This window comes from Neoalteromonas facilis, from assembly GCF_002807665.1.
In the GTDB taxonomy this organism is placed as follows: domain Bacteria; phylum Pseudomonadota; class Gammaproteobacteria; order Enterobacterales; family Alteromonadaceae; genus Alteromonas_E; species Alteromonas_E facilis.
The window spans coordinates 605,388-618,745 of the sequence record NZ_PEAY01000004.1; the positions used below are offsets into that span (position 1 = coordinate 605,388).

The following is a 13,358-nucleotide window of genomic DNA, read 5'->3' on the forward strand; positions in this document are numbered from 1 at the left end:
AGGCTAGCCATAACGCGAGCCATAACAAGAGATTGTTAATCGCTTTGCGCTTCTTTCATTTTTAATGTTTTTTTAATGTTTGGCTAAAGTCTTTTTAAGACTTCATTCCTATCATCTCTTCGTTTTACAAATCTCAAACAGGCCACAGCGTTTTGGCTGTGAAGTTCGCAGAGTATTTTTGCACTAATTCTTGGGTACGTGACCCTGACCTGTTTGTTCTGATTTCACTTGATTGAAGAGCATAGGCTCGATCAATATAACGAGGGCTTTATAGAATGAATGTTTCGTCTCGGACTAGTTGTACTGCACTTGCACTCATTGTTGCTGGCGGATTAGCTGGCACAGTAAATGCGAAAGACGTAGCTGATAATGTGATTGAACAACAACGCGCAGCATTAGCAAAAAATACACAAGGAAAAGGCTTTGGACCTCAATCACCGCGTGATATTGACCAAGCGTATGGTACTAACTTGCGTGCATTTGGTTTTGCGCCAAACCGCAGTGAAATGAACTTATGTAACATCCACTTCCATAAAAATGCTGAACACAAAGGCGGTGAATTCACCACATATGCCGGGAATGGTGATGGCAAAGGAAAAAATACTGGATTCGTTTACAACGGCACATTAACTGATGCACAAATGAAGCCTGTTTCGGTAAACGTGTGTGGAGCCAAAGGTGACCCATTGCAATCGGGTGATACCATCGAAGTTCACTGGGTGTTCAGTTCGGCACAAGTATCTCCTGGACCTACGCTGGGTTCATGTTTAGCAGACAATACGATGAACCCTGGGTTACGTGTTGAAGGGCAAGTGTTTGTATTGGCAAATGATGCATCTGCGCTTGATTTTAAACAGCTCGCCAAGGTGGCGAGTGTCAATGGGTACGCACAGGCTCCTAATATTCCAAGCAACACCGGTAAACCTATAGAATACTTGGGCTCGACTACAGGACCTTCATACAATGAGCAAGGTTCACCGTTACAAGTTAGTTGGAGTATGCGCCCAGAAGTCGCCGTTTTGGATATCAATTCAGTAGACGCATGGTGTAAAGACAATGAGTTTAACGAAGACCATGCTCATGGCGTACGTAATCTCGTGGTGAATCCAGACTTATTGTCTCCAATCAACTGATCCTAACCATGGCTGTCGAAATTCAACCGATAGCCATTCCCACGTAAAGTTTGGATAGTGATATTGTTTTCACTATCCAGCTTTTTTCTTAACTTACTGATATACACATCAATGATGTTCGTTTGAGGATCGGAATACGCTTGCCACACACGTGTGAGTATTCTCTCCCTGGACAGTACTTTACCGGTGTTTTGTACAAGGTAATAAAGTAAATCAAACTCAAGTTTTGTGAGGTGAAGCTCTATACCTTTCAGGTGAGCCAGACGTTCATTTAGATTGATTGTCAGTGTACCCAGCGCCACCACGTTGGCGTCAGCCCCTGAGTCGATGTTTGATCGCCGGTACAAGGCTTCAATACGCGCTAGCAGTTCATCAAAATCGAAGGGTTTGCACAGGTAGTCATCAGCCCCTTCTTGCAGCCCTTTAACTCTCTCACTGACTTCATCCAATGCCGTCAACATCAAAACCATAGGTGCCGGTGAAAGCGCTTTAATATCGGTGAGTAATTCAACGCTATCGCGGTTTCCAAACAGTCTATCCAGTACCACAACCGTGGGATGCGTGTTAGCAATCTGCTCTAATATTTCATCGTATTCATTCACCGTTACGCATTCATAGCCTTCCGCTCGAAGTCCCTTGGCAATGAAGCGCAAAAGCGGTTGTTCATCATCTGCGACTAGAATACTCATGACAAATCCTGCGTTAAGGTAATGGTGAAAGACGAGCCCTCACCTTTTTCTGAAGTTACGTGAATATGTCCACCGTGTGCCTCAATGATCGCTTTCGCGATAGGTAGCCCTAAACCAAGCCCATCATCATGCTTCGAAAAGCGCACAAATCGTTCAAAAATATTCTCTATTTCGGCTGCCGAAATACCTTCGCCCTGATCATTTACGCTAATGGATACATCGTGTTGTTGCTGTGAAACGACAACATCTATCGCAGACTGTGACGATGAATATTTAATGGCATTATCTAGTAGAATCGACAATGCCTGTGTTATACGCGGTTTATCAACGGCCACTTGAACGTCTTTTGTTTCAAGTTGATTGGTCATGGTGATATTTCTATCGGGGTGTAGCCGTTGCCACTTGTCGACTTCTACTTGGACCAGATCTTCAACATCCGCGTTTTCTTTATTCAGATTCAGTTGATTCATTTCAGCGCGAGTGAGCAATAGTAAATCGTCAACTAACCGGCTCAAGTTGACGGCTTGCTCCAAAATGGCGCTTAACGTTTCCTTGTAATCGGCTTCAGATGCAGAGGTTAAACGCAATGTAACCTGGGCCTCACCCCTGATTATGGTAAGGGGCGTGCGCAACTCATGCGAAACATCGGCGATAAACTGGCGGCGACGTGAATCTATTTTGGTCAGTTGTTGGTTTGCGGATGTGAGCTCTCGCGTGCGTTGTTCAACCTCAAACTCCAATTGTTTTTTGGCTTGTGATACTTCAGATTGATGTTTGTGTAGACGTTCAGCCAAATCGTTGATGGCATTTGCTAAGGTTTCAAATTCATCATCTAGCTTCACTGAAATAGGGCGTTTATATAACCCTGAAGCAATGTTATTCGTTGCTTCACGAAATATGATCAACGGTTGATAAAGCTGATTAAACAACCAATAGCAGCCATAGATGATTAACGGAATAGCCAGAGCGCCTAATCCAATAGTGAACCACACCATGGCGGTGTTAAGCGTATCAATACGAGAGTTAATAGCGGCGACCACGCGACTTTGGCGTGAAACTGCCGCGTTAATCGCTTCTCTAAATTCATTATCAATGGTGACTTCTAGCAGTGAGCGTAACTGCTCTTGCTGGCTCAAAGGCGCGAGATCTTCGGAGCTGACAATTTGACCAAACTGAAAGATGATGTCGTCAATGATTTGTGCCAATTCATCGGTATCTTCAACGCTACCTTGCGTGACCTCAACACCGAGTGCTTGGCGCTGCTGTAATTCCAAGCGCCGTATATTGGTCAGTGATTGCTCAATCAAAGAGCGCTTTTTTCGAACGTTTGCCTGATTTGCTTGCTGGCCGAAAATCACGCCATCGGTTAATTGTTTAAATAACCGATAAGAAATACTCGACAACTGTTGGTGTTCAGTTAGCAATGTTTGCGCAGTAGTACTCTGTTTGAGGTTTTCTCGCGTCAGGTGGGCAGACACCGCTGTGCAAGTCAGTGCGACTAATAAAATGAAAGCCGTGGTAAGGCCGAAATAAAACAGTTTTCGTTTATACACAATGCCACTTTCTGGATTGAAAAATCAGTCGCAGTATACGGTTTTTATAGTGGAAAAGACCATAGAAAGTCACTTTGCACATCGTCGCATCACATCAAATGATGCCGAGCTCTATACTCTTTAGTACTGCGCGGGTGCGATCGCGGACACCTAATTTGGCTAAAATGCTCGACACTTGGTTCTTAACCGTACCCTCCGATTTGTGAATGCTGTGTGCGATTTCTCGATTGCTGCATCCCGCGGCCATCAAGCGTAATATTTCGCGTTCTTTCTCACTTAACGCTTCAACCAGAGTAGTTGTTTCTTGTGAAGGTGTTGTAGACGGCAGACCCGACAGTAAACGTTCGGTTATGGCTGGCTGAATGTAGGTTTTGCCATCAACAACATCCTTTATGGCCTGGATCAGTGTTTCTAGCGAAACGTCTTTTAACAGATAGCCTTTAGCGCCGGCTTGGACCGCATTGAGGATGAGGGCATGATCATCAAATGTGGTTAACATCAAAACCGGAAGCGTAATATTCTTTGCATTCATTTCATGCAAAGTGGCAATGCCATCGAGACGAGGCATGCGAATATCCATTAATACAATGTCGACGTTGATATCGGGTGACTCTGCTATCCATGCCAAAGCCTCCTCGCCATCGGCACATTCACCGACTACACAAACACAATCCGATAGGCTAAGTAGACTGCAAATGCCGCTCCTAACTAGAGCTTGATCATCAACTAGCAGAACGTTGTATTGCACTGTCGCCACCCCAGGTTAAAACGGTTTTAAAGCCTTTGTCAGTTTGTTCAAACATCACGTCAGCCCCAATCTGTGCTGCTCGCTCTCGAATTCCTGTCAAGCCGTTGCCTTCATGTATAGCATCTGAGCGTTTATGTGATGACGCGCCATCATCGATTATGGATAGCATAATGTTACGTCCGTCGGAGGTTAAATTAATATCGATTCGTCGAGCCCCCGCATGTTTGAGAGTATTGGTTATCGTCTCTTGAATCGTTCTGATAATAACCTCAGCCTGATTAACGTCATCGATTTGAACGTCGGAATCGATGTGACTGTGCACTTTTAACTCGGGCGTGCTGTGCTGCATTGTCGTAATGGCATCGCGAATATCCAAAGCTGACTTTTCCCTGATTTCACTGACGGCTTCGCGCACGTCACTTAACAATAATTTGGCTAGTCCATAACATTCATCAATTTGCTGTTTGGCTTCCCCTTCGCTTAACCGACTGGCGACTTGTAGCTTAATCGTCATGGCCGTAAGGTGATGCCCGAGAAGATCATGTATATCTCTAGCGATGCGCGTACGCTCAGATTGTTTAGTCGCTTCTGTTAATAGTGACTGGGTTGCCAGCAATTCGCGGTTCTTATGCCCGAGCGCTTCTTGCGTGCGAGTGGCGTTAAGCATTGCATTGATAATAACGATTGCAAAGAGGTTAAAAGTCCAAAATAGGGCAGCGGTGATCAGCATGCCATCTTGCTGCCAATACCACTGGTAGATCAGCCACAGGGGAGTTGATAACAACAAAGAAATGAAAAGCGAGCGATGCAAGGTCGTTAGGTGAGGCAATATGGAACTAGCCAGCACCATCAAAATGGCGTTGTAGGTGAAAGGTACAATAAAATAAAGCGTGCAGACTACGATGACCTGTAGCAGCAAAAACATAAAGCGGGTGTTAGGCTCATGCTGGTAGGGTTTATCTCGTACAGCACACGCCCACAGGATAAAAAATGTTAGGTAAAGCAATGCAGCAAATCCAGTATCTGGCAGAGAAAAGCGATCACTTTGATACATGAAGTACAGGCTTGTACATGCCACAAGTAACCAGGTAAAAAAGGCCGCAAGCCATTCATAGCTTTTAGAAAGGAGTAACGCTTTAGCCATTTATCCGCATTGGTTTTTTCAGGAATTCAACAGAGTATGCCTGCTTTATAGCGATAACCCAATAGGCCAAAAGTCACGATTGCTGTTGTGACTTTTGGCACTATGGCTGTAAACAAGGCACTTGTAGACTGCTGCTCAATATCACAGAGAGGGCATCAATATGTCGAGTTTACATTCTATTCTTTTCGTTATTCATATTCTGTCTGGAGCCGGCGCATTAGTGCTGTTTTGGATCCCAATGCTGAGTAAAAAGGGACAGCTGAATCACACTACCTATGGTCGTTACTATGCAAGTGCTATGTACGCGGTAGCGGGGTCGGGAGCATTGATGGCAATTATGGTAATCGCGCTGCCAATGGCTATCAAAGGTAACATGATCGTGGCGAGCAATAACCCTGCTCAGGTCATTGAAAATATTCGGATCTTTTGGGCATTTTTATTGTATTTAAGTTTGCTTTCCTTTGTGACGACACGTCATGGACTAGCAGTATTGCGAGTAAAACAAGCACGTCAACCATTGCGTCATTGGTCTTATATTTTTCCTTTGTGGGCTTTATTGTTGGGAGGCATTGCCTGCCTTGCTACTGGCGTAGCCTTGGGGCGTCACTTGCATACCGTGTTTGGCGTGTTAGGGGTGTTTCTTTCGATTAGTTTAATTCGCTACAGTACCCGTGATGAGGTTAAAAAGCATCAATGGGTGTTGGAACATATCGGCGCAATGATAGGCTCGGGTATTGGTGCTTATACTGCGTTTATTGCTTTCGGTGGTCGCGTATTTTTTGCTGAAATGGGGCAATGGCAAATAGCATTTTGGATTGCGCCTGGCGTTATCGGTGGTATAGCAGCAAATGTGATCACTCGACGTTACGCCAAACGATTGGGCATTTGTAAAACACTGGACGCGGCATAGTCGAACAGCTCTTTGGTACAGGTTTATCCAAAGGGTTTTTGCACTACGCTTGTTAGTGAATATCTTTACCATACTCATCAGGGACAATAAGCGTGCGTTCAATTCATCTGGTCAATAAGATAAAGGGCATTGAGCACTTCAGTGAACGCTTCCAACGCAATGCTATTCAAGTCGGGCGCTTGTATATGTTTCGCTTGTTCGGAAAGCTTGGGTATTTGTGGCGCTTTATGGCATTACCGCAAATAGTAGCTCTAATTGTCGGTGGTTTAGTGTTGTGGCTCAGTAGCGGAAATGTATTGTTGTTCTGTGCACTATTTCCTCTTTATATCGCAGCAGGATGCTACGTTGAGCAGCGGCTGTATTATCGAATGGTTCGTCAAGGTGTGCTTGTATATATGAATTATGCGGATAAGGCCTTCTACAAAGAGCCTAAAATTTAATATGCTGCGGCTGCCACACATGAGAGCCACAGCATATAATGCACTCAACTTACGCTAATTTAGACGCAGCAGCCTTTAACGCGTCAGCTTTATCCGTCTTTTCCCAAGGGAACGCATCACGGCCAAAGTGACCGTAAGCAGCTGTCGGTTGGTAGATAGGACGTTCTAGGTCGAGCATCTTGATCAAGCCATATGGGCGTAAATCAAAATATTCACGCACGAGTTGAGTTAGGGCTAAATCTGAAATCACACCAGTGCCGAATGTATCAATATTAATTGAAGTAGGCTCGGCGACGCCAATTGCGTACGAGACCTGGATTTCACAACGTTTGGCTAACCCTGCAGCAACGATATTCTTCGCCACATAACGCCCAGCATAAGCTGCACTGCGATCGACTTTTGATGGATCTTTTCCAGAAAATGCGCCGCCGCCATGTCGCGCCATACCACCATAGGTATCCACGATAATCTTACGTCCGGTTAAACCACAATCTCCCATAGGGCCACCGATCACAAAACGTCCGGTTGGATTAATGTGGAACTGTGTATCTTTATTCAACCACTGTTCTGGTAATACTGGCTTAATAATGCGCTCTAAAACCGCTTCACGTAGCTCTTCAGTGGAAACAGAGTCGCAATGCTGTGTTGATAACACCACGGCGTCAATGCCTACAGGCTTATCATCTTCATACACAAAAGTGACCTGAGACTTAGCGTCCGGGCGAAGCCATGGTAACTCGCCTGATTTACGCAGCTCAGCTTGTTTTTGTACTAAGCGATGAGAGTAAGTGATGGGAGCTGGCATCAATACATCAGTTTCGTCACTGGCGTAGCCAAACATCAAACCTTGGTCGCCTGCGCCTTGGTCTTCAGGGCGTGCACGGTCAACACCTTGATTGATGTCGGGTGACTGTTTACCAATGGCGTTGAGCACAGCACATGAGTCGGCATCAAACCCCATGTCAGAATGGGTGTAACCAATATTGCGTACGGTTTCACGCGTGAGTTCTTCAATATCGACCCATGCTGACGTTGTTACTTCACCGCCAACAAGCACCATGCCGGTTTTGACGAAAGTCTCACAGGCAACACGCGCGTGTGGATCTTGTTTTAAGATTGCATCTAACACGGCATCAGAAATTTGATCCGCAATTTTGTCTGGATGTCCTTCAGACACCGACTCAGACGTGAATAAATGTTTTGCCATCTCGGCTTCCCCTAATACAGACTCATAGGTCGTTGAGATTAATGTGCATAGTCTAGCGTTATTTCGTAAAATTACCAGTCTTTACTTCTAGACGTCTAAATGTCTATTTGTTAACTTAACTTGACAGTTTCTTGCAAAATTTTGCGTAAGGCTTTGTTAACGGTCACATGCGCCAAAATTGAATGCGAAAGCCGTTGAACTGAACCCCGCTCTGAGTGAGAATACCCGACCTCAATACGCGACACTGCAAGCAATCCAGAACGCATAAATGCTGGAAAAAGATCAATCAGGAGATGACATGTCAAATACCCCTTCTAGACGCGAACTCGCAAATGCTATCCGAGCGCTTAGTATGGATGCGGTACAAAAAGCTAAATCAGGCCACCCTGGCGCACCAATGGGAATGGCTGATATAGCACAAGTTTTATGGGGAGACGTGCTATCTCATAATCCAGCAAACCCAGATTGGGCGAATCGCGATCGCTTTGTATTGTCCAATGGCCACGGTTCAATGCTGTTATATTCATTGTTGCACCTAAGCGGTTATGACCTGTCTATCGATGATCTGAAGCAGTTCCGTCAATTACACAGCAAAACGCCAGGACATCCAGAGTATGGATACGCTCCGGGCGTTGAAACGACAACCGGACCTTTAGGTCAGGGCATCACCAATGCTGTCGGTATGGCTATTGCTGAAAAGGCTCTAGCTGCTCAGTTCAATAAACCTGATTTTGACATTGTTGACCATTTCACATACGTGTTTATGGGTGACGGTTGTTTGATGGAAGGTATTTCTCATGAGGCATGTTCTCTTGCCGGTACGCTTGGCTTAAACAAATTAATCGCGTTTTGGGATGACAACGGCATTTCCATCGATGGCGAAGTTGAAGGTTGGTTTACTGACGACACACCTGGACGTTTCCGTTCTTATGGCTGGCAGGTGATTGAGAATGTTGATGGTCACGATCCAGCGCAAGTTGCCGATGCGATTGCACAGGCACAAGCCAACACGTCTCAACCAACGTTAATCTGTTGTAAGACAGTGATTGGATTTGGTTCACCGAATAAGCAAGGTACCGAATCATGTCACGGTGCACCACTCGGTGATGATGAAATTGCGTTAACGCGAGAAGCGTTAGGTTGGCAATACGGGCCATTTGAAGTGCCCGAAGCTATTTACGCGGGTTGGAGTGCGCTTGAGAAAGGTCAGGTGGCAGAAGCAGAATGGAATGCGTTGTTTGATGCTTACACGCAACAATATCCCGAGTTAGCCGCAGAGTTTGCTCGTCGACAAGCAGGTGAATTGCCGTCAGATTGGGCAGATAAGGCCAATACTTATATTGCTGAATTACAAGCAAACCCTACCAACGACGCAACACGTAAGTCATCGCAAAATTGTTTAAACGCATTTGGTCCGATATTACCTGAATTTATGGGTGGCTCTGCTGACTTAGCGGGATCAAATCTGACGATTTGGAAAGGTAGCCAGCCTCTCACTTCGGATGACGCATCGGGCAACTACATTTATTACGGCGTACGCGAGTTCGCGATGTCTGCCATTATGAATGGTATTGCATTGCATGGAGGCTTTAAGCCTTATGGCGCAACATTCTTGATGTTTATGGAATATGCGCGTAACGCAGTGCGCATGGCGGCCATTATGAAACAGCCGGCAATCTTCGTTTATACCCACGACTCGATTGGTCTGGGGGAAGATGGACCTACGCACCAACCTGTAGAGCAACTCGTTGCACTACGTTCAACGCCAAATTTAAACAACTGGCGCCCCTGTGATCAGGTCGAATCTGCAGTTGCGTGGAAATCTGCAATTGAACGTACAGATGGCCCAACAAGTTTGATCTTTAGCCGTCAAGGCATGCTTCAACAAGATAGAACTGCACAGCAGGTGGAGGCAATAAGCCGCGGTGGATATATCTTGCAAGATACAAATGGCACACCGGATATTATTCTGATTGCGACGGGCTCTGAAGTGCAACTTGCCGTGGATGCTGCTGCAGCATTAAGCGAAAAAGGTCATGCGGTGCGCGTAGTATCGATGCCTTCTACGGATGTTTTCGATCAGCAGAGCAGCGAATACCGCGAAAGCGTGTTGCCTGCGTCAGTGACGCGTCGCGTTGCGGTTGAAGCGTTGAGTAAAGATAGCTGGTATAAATATGTTGGTTTTAACGGTGCCATCATTGGTATGGAATCCTTTGGTGAATCAGCCCCAGCAGCTGATCTATACCAACACTTCAATATTACCGTAGAGGCAATAGTTGCTGCGGCAATGGCATTAGATGCCTAATAGCGTAGCTTCGCCAATGCCTCTGTTGCGCATAGCCATTAACGGATTCGGTCGTATAGGCCGAAACGTATTGCGTGCGCTATATGAGGCAGGGCTAACCGACCAAGTGAAGGTGGTTGCCATCAATGAGTTGGCAGCCCCTGAAGGCATCGCACATTTACTCAAATATGATACTTCGCATGGTCGTTTCGCCTTTAACGTCGAACGTGACAATGGTGATTTATTGGTCGCGAATGATCGCATTCGATTGTTTCATCAAGCCGATCCGAGTCAACTGCCTTGGGGGGATTTGGGTGTTGATATCGTGCTTGAATGTTCTGGTGAATTTAACTCCCGCGAACAAATAGCGCTTCACTTAGAAGCTGGCGCGAAAAAGGTGTTATTGTCACAGCCTGGTACACCGGATCTCGATGCGACCATTATTTATGGGGTTAATCATGATGAACTGCGTGCCGAGCATAAGCTGGTTTCAAACGGTAGCTGCACCACGAATTGTATAGTGCCTGTTATCCAAACGCTGGATAACGCGTTTGGGGTAGAAAGCGGCACGATCACCACCATACATTCTTCGATGCATGATCAACAAGTGATAGATGCTTATCATCCTGATCTGCGCAGAACTCGTGCGGCGTCCCAATCAATTATTCCTGTCGACACCCGATTAGCTGCGGGCATAGAGCGTATTTTGCCTGCATTTGCTGGCAAATTCGAAGCGATTGCTGTGCGTGTGCCCACAATTAACGTAACCGCTATGGATTTGAGCGTTACCGTTGCCAATGATGTCGATATTCAGCGAGTCAATGCTGCTATACAAGCCGCATGCAGTGGTGCGCTTGAAAATATTCTTAGTTATACCGAGGAACCGTTGGTTTCTTGTGATTTTAACCATGATGCACATTCGTGCATTGTGGATGGCACTCAAACACGAGTAAGCCACAAACACCTCATTAAAACCTTAGTCTGGTGTGACAATGAGTGGGGATTTGCGAATCGTATGCTCGATACCGCCCTCGCCATGCACGCTGCAGACGATTAAATCGTAGGAGCCTAACCGTGACTCAAGCATTCAGCACAATTAAAACAATGGATGATTTTGATTTGTCCGCTAAACGAGTATTGATCAGACAAGATCTTAATGTGCCGGTTAAAAATGGCGAAGTAACCTCTGATGCACGTATTCGTGCTTCATTGCCGACAATCCAAAAGGCACTGGATGCAGGGGCGGCAGTAATGGTGATGTCTCACTTAGGGCGCCCAACGGAAGGTGAAGCCGATGACGCTTTTTCGTTAGCACCGGTAGTGAACTATTTAAATAACGCATTATCCGTCAATGTACGTTTAGCCAAAGACTATTTGTCAGGTGTAGAGGTATCGCCGGGTGAAGTGGTTGTGCTTGAAAATGTTCGCTTTAATCCAGGTGAAAAGAAGGATGACGATGCATTGGCACAACAATATGCCGCATTGTGTGATGTGTTTGTAATGGATGCTTTTGGCACTGCACATAGAGCACAAGCTTCTACTCATGGCGTTGCTAAATTTGCTAAAGATGCTTGTGCTGGCCCACTGTTGTCAGCAGAGCTAGATGCTTTGGGTAAAGCGCTTGAAAATCCTAAGCGTCCGCTGGTGGCTATTGTAGGTGGCTCTAAGGTTTCAACGAAGCTTACGGTATTAGAATCTTTGGCGGATAAAGTCGATCAATTGATTGTGGGTGGCGGCATTGCGAATACATTTATCGCGGCACAAGGCCACGCCATTGGTAAGTCGTTAGTTGAAATGGATTTAGTCGACGAAGCCAACCGTTTGATGCAGCAAGCAGAACAGCGCGGCGGATACATTCCTGTGCCGGTAGACGTTGTGACGGGAACAGAGTTTTCAGAAAGCGCAGAAGCAACCACAAAATCTGTTGATGAAATTGGTGCAGATGACATGGTATTCGATATTGGACCAAAATCAGCAGAAGCGTTAGCTGAAATCCTCAAAAACGCCGGCACTATTGTTTGGAATGGCCCGGTTGGCGTCTTCGAATTTGATCAATTTGGAGACGGCACAAAAGCGCTAGCGCACGCTATAGCAAACAGTTCAGCATTTTCGATTGCGGGGGGCGGCGATACCCTTGCAGCAGTTGATAAGTATGGCATTGCTGACGATGTGTCTTACATTTCCACTGGCGGTGGCGCATTTTTAGAATTTTTAGAAGGTAAAACTCTGCCTGCGGTAGCAGTTTTAGCGGAAAAATACTGATAAACTACACAACATAATAAAAATAATAAGGTTGTAATCTTTTACCCTACACGCCCAAAGGGCAATACAAAAGGAGTAGTCATATGGCATCTGAAGCACAATTGGCAATGCTGGAAAAAGTGAAGAGTCAATCAGGCTTTATTGCTGCATTGGATCAAAGCGGTGGTAGTACCCCAAAAGCACTTAAACTTTATGGCGTTGATGAAGATGCATACAGTAACGACGACGAAATGTTTGCAGCTGTGCACGCCATGCGCACACGCATAGTCACCAGTCCAGCATTCAACGGCGAGCGCGTGCTAGGCGCCATCTTGTTTGAAAACACACTTGATCGCAGTATCGAAGGTAAACCTTCATCGCATTATTTGTGGCAAGACAAACAGGTTGTTCCTTTCTTAAAAGTAGACAAAGGTTTAGCTGACGAAGAGAACGGCGTACAAGTTATGAAACCTATGCCGGGACTCGATGAGTTACTTGCTAAAGCGAATGCGCAGGATATTTTCGGTACTAAGATGCGCTCAGTGATTAAGATGGCAAATGCCGAAGGTGTTAAGGCTGTGGTTGAGCAACAATTTGAGATTGGTAAGCAAATCATTGCGGCTGGCTTAGTACCTATCATCGAGCCTGAGGTGGATATTAACAGTCCACAAAAGGCACGCGCAGAAGCTTTGCTCAAAACCGAATTGATGGCTCAATTGAATGCACTAACGGCTGATCAATTGGTTATGCTGAAGCTGACTTTGCCAGAAGAGCCTAACTTCTATCGAGAGTTGGTTGAACATCCGAATGTATTGAAAGTGGTTGCCTTGTCTGGTGGTTATTCACGTGAAGAAGCTAATCTACGCTTGAGTGAAAACAATGGCATGATCGCATCGTTTTCAAGAGCGTTGACTGAAGGAGTGTCTTTCGGTCAGTCTGATGATGAATTCAATGCGACTTTAGATGCAACAATTGAAAGTATTTACCAAGCCTCTAAGAGCTAAGCGCT

Annotated in this window: 12 protein-coding genes; 7 read left to right on the forward strand and 5 right to left on the reverse strand. The window is 45.7% G+C overall.

All coding sequences use genetic code 11. The features are described 5' to 3' along the window. Positions 1–275: 275 nt before the first annotated feature. On the forward strand, positions 276–1,133 hold the full coding sequence (locus CSH93_RS14215) for a delta-class carbonic anhydrase (protein WP_100643913.1): 858 nt from the start codon (positions 276–278) through the stop codon (positions 1,131–1,133). A gap of 2 nt (positions 1,134–1,135) precedes the next feature. Here CSH93_RS14215 and CSH93_RS14220 read toward each other — a convergent pair whose 3' ends face one another. From CSH93_RS14220 to CSH93_RS14235, 4 genes are all read right to left on the reverse strand, one after another. Next, the gene (locus tag CSH93_RS14220) at positions 1,136–1,822 is read right to left on the reverse strand and encodes a response regulator transcription factor (protein WP_100643914.1); all 687 of its coding nucleotides are present in this window, start codon (positions 1,820–1,822) and stop codon (positions 1,136–1,138) included. Then, positions 1,819–3,375: a sensor histidine kinase gene (locus CSH93_RS14225; protein WP_100643915.1), complete on the reverse strand. Its 1,557-nt coding sequence runs from the start codon at positions 3,373–3,375 to the stop codon at positions 1,819–1,821. The genes CSH93_RS14220 and CSH93_RS14225 overlap by 4 nt, the downstream gene beginning before the upstream one ends. Positions 3,376–3,469: 94 nt before the next feature. Next, positions 3,470–4,123 (reverse strand): response regulator, encoded by a 654-nt coding sequence (locus tag CSH93_RS14230; protein WP_100643916.1) that lies wholly within the window; start codon positions 4,121–4,123, stop codon positions 3,470–3,472. Further along, positions 4,098–5,267 (reverse strand): sensor histidine kinase, encoded by a 1,170-nt coding sequence (locus CSH93_RS14235; protein WP_100643917.1) that lies wholly within the window; start codon positions 5,265–5,267, stop codon positions 4,098–4,100. The genes CSH93_RS14230 and CSH93_RS14235 overlap by 26 nt, the downstream gene beginning before the upstream one ends. A gap of 160 nt (positions 5,268–5,427) precedes the next feature. Between CSH93_RS14235 and CSH93_RS14240 the strand changes: the two genes are divergently transcribed. Both CSH93_RS14240 and CSH93_RS14245 read left to right on the forward strand, forming a co-directional pair. After that, a complete protein-coding gene (locus CSH93_RS14240) occupies positions 5,428–6,177 on the forward strand; it encodes a hypothetical protein (protein WP_100643918.1) in 750 nt (249 codons plus the stop codon). Positions 6,178–6,269: 92 nt separating this feature from the next. Beyond that, positions 6,270–6,617, forward strand: a complete 348-nt coding sequence (locus CSH93_RS14245) for a hypothetical protein (protein ID WP_100643919.1) — start codon at positions 6,270–6,272, stop codon at positions 6,615–6,617. A gap of 49 nt (positions 6,618–6,666) precedes the next feature. Here CSH93_RS14245 and metK read toward each other — a convergent pair whose 3' ends face one another. Beyond that, positions 6,667–7,824 (reverse strand): methionine adenosyltransferase, encoded by a 1,158-nt coding sequence (metK, locus tag CSH93_RS14250; protein ID WP_100643920.1) that lies wholly within the window; start codon positions 7,822–7,824, stop codon positions 6,667–6,669. 298 nt (positions 7,825–8,122) lie between these two features. On the opposite strand from metK, the gene tkt reads away from it, so the two are divergent. The 4 genes from tkt (at position 8,123) to CSH93_RS14270 (ending at position 13,353) form a co-directional block, all read left to right on the forward strand. Continuing rightward, positions 8,123–10,129, forward strand: a complete 2,007-nt coding sequence (tkt, locus tag CSH93_RS14255; RefSeq protein WP_100644019.1) for a transketolase — start codon at positions 8,123–8,125, stop codon at positions 10,127–10,129. 22 nt (positions 10,130–10,151) lie between these two features. Further along, positions 10,152–11,165 carry an erythrose-4-phosphate dehydrogenase gene (gene epd, locus CSH93_RS14260; protein ID WP_100644020.1) on the forward strand — a complete coding sequence of 338 codons (1,014 nt, stop codon included), beginning with the start codon at positions 10,152–10,154 and terminating at the stop codon, positions 11,163–11,165. A gap of 47 nt (positions 11,166–11,212) precedes the next feature. Beyond that, positions 11,213–12,370 carry a phosphoglycerate kinase gene (locus CSH93_RS14265; RefSeq protein WP_100644021.1) on the forward strand — a complete coding sequence of 386 codons (1,158 nt, stop codon included), beginning with the start codon at positions 11,213–11,215 and terminating at the stop codon, positions 12,368–12,370. Positions 12,371–12,453: 83 nt separating this feature from the next. After that, positions 12,454–13,353, forward strand: a complete 900-nt coding sequence (locus tag CSH93_RS14270) for a fructose bisphosphate aldolase (RefSeq protein ID WP_100643921.1) — start codon at positions 12,454–12,456, stop codon at positions 13,351–13,353. The last annotated feature ends 5 nt before the right edge of the window (positions 13,354–13,358 follow it).

Excerpts from the sequence above, each read along its gene's own strand:
- CSH93_RS14215 (WP_100643913.1), top strand. The coding sequence starts at position 276 with ATGAATGTTTCGTCTCGGACTAGTTGTACTGCACTTGCACTCATTGTT.
- CSH93_RS14240 (WP_100643918.1), top strand. The coding sequence starts at position 5,428 with ATGTCGAGTTTACATTCTATTCTTTTCGTTATTCATATTCTGTCTGGA.
- metK (WP_100643920.1), bottom strand. The coding sequence starts at position 7,824 with ATGGCAAAACATTTATTCACGTCTGAGTCGGTGTCTGAAGGACATCCA.
- CSH93_RS14270 (WP_100643921.1), top strand. The coding sequence starts at position 12,454 with ATGGCATCTGAAGCACAATTGGCAATGCTGGAAAAAGTGAAGAGTCAA.
- tkt (WP_100644019.1), top strand. The coding sequence starts at position 8,123 with ATGTCAAATACCCCTTCTAGACGCGAACTCGCAAATGCTATCCGAGCG.
- CSH93_RS14220 (WP_100643914.1), bottom strand. The coding sequence starts at position 1,822 with ATGAGTATTCTAGTCGCAGATGATGAACAACCGCTTTTGCGCTTCATT.
- CSH93_RS14235 (WP_100643917.1), bottom strand. The coding sequence starts at position 5,267 with ATGGCTAAAGCGTTACTCCTTTCTAAAAGCTATGAATGGCTTGCGGCC.
- CSH93_RS14265 (WP_100644021.1), top strand. The coding sequence starts at position 11,213 with ATGGATGATTTTGATTTGTCCGCTAAACGAGTATTGATCAGACAAGAT.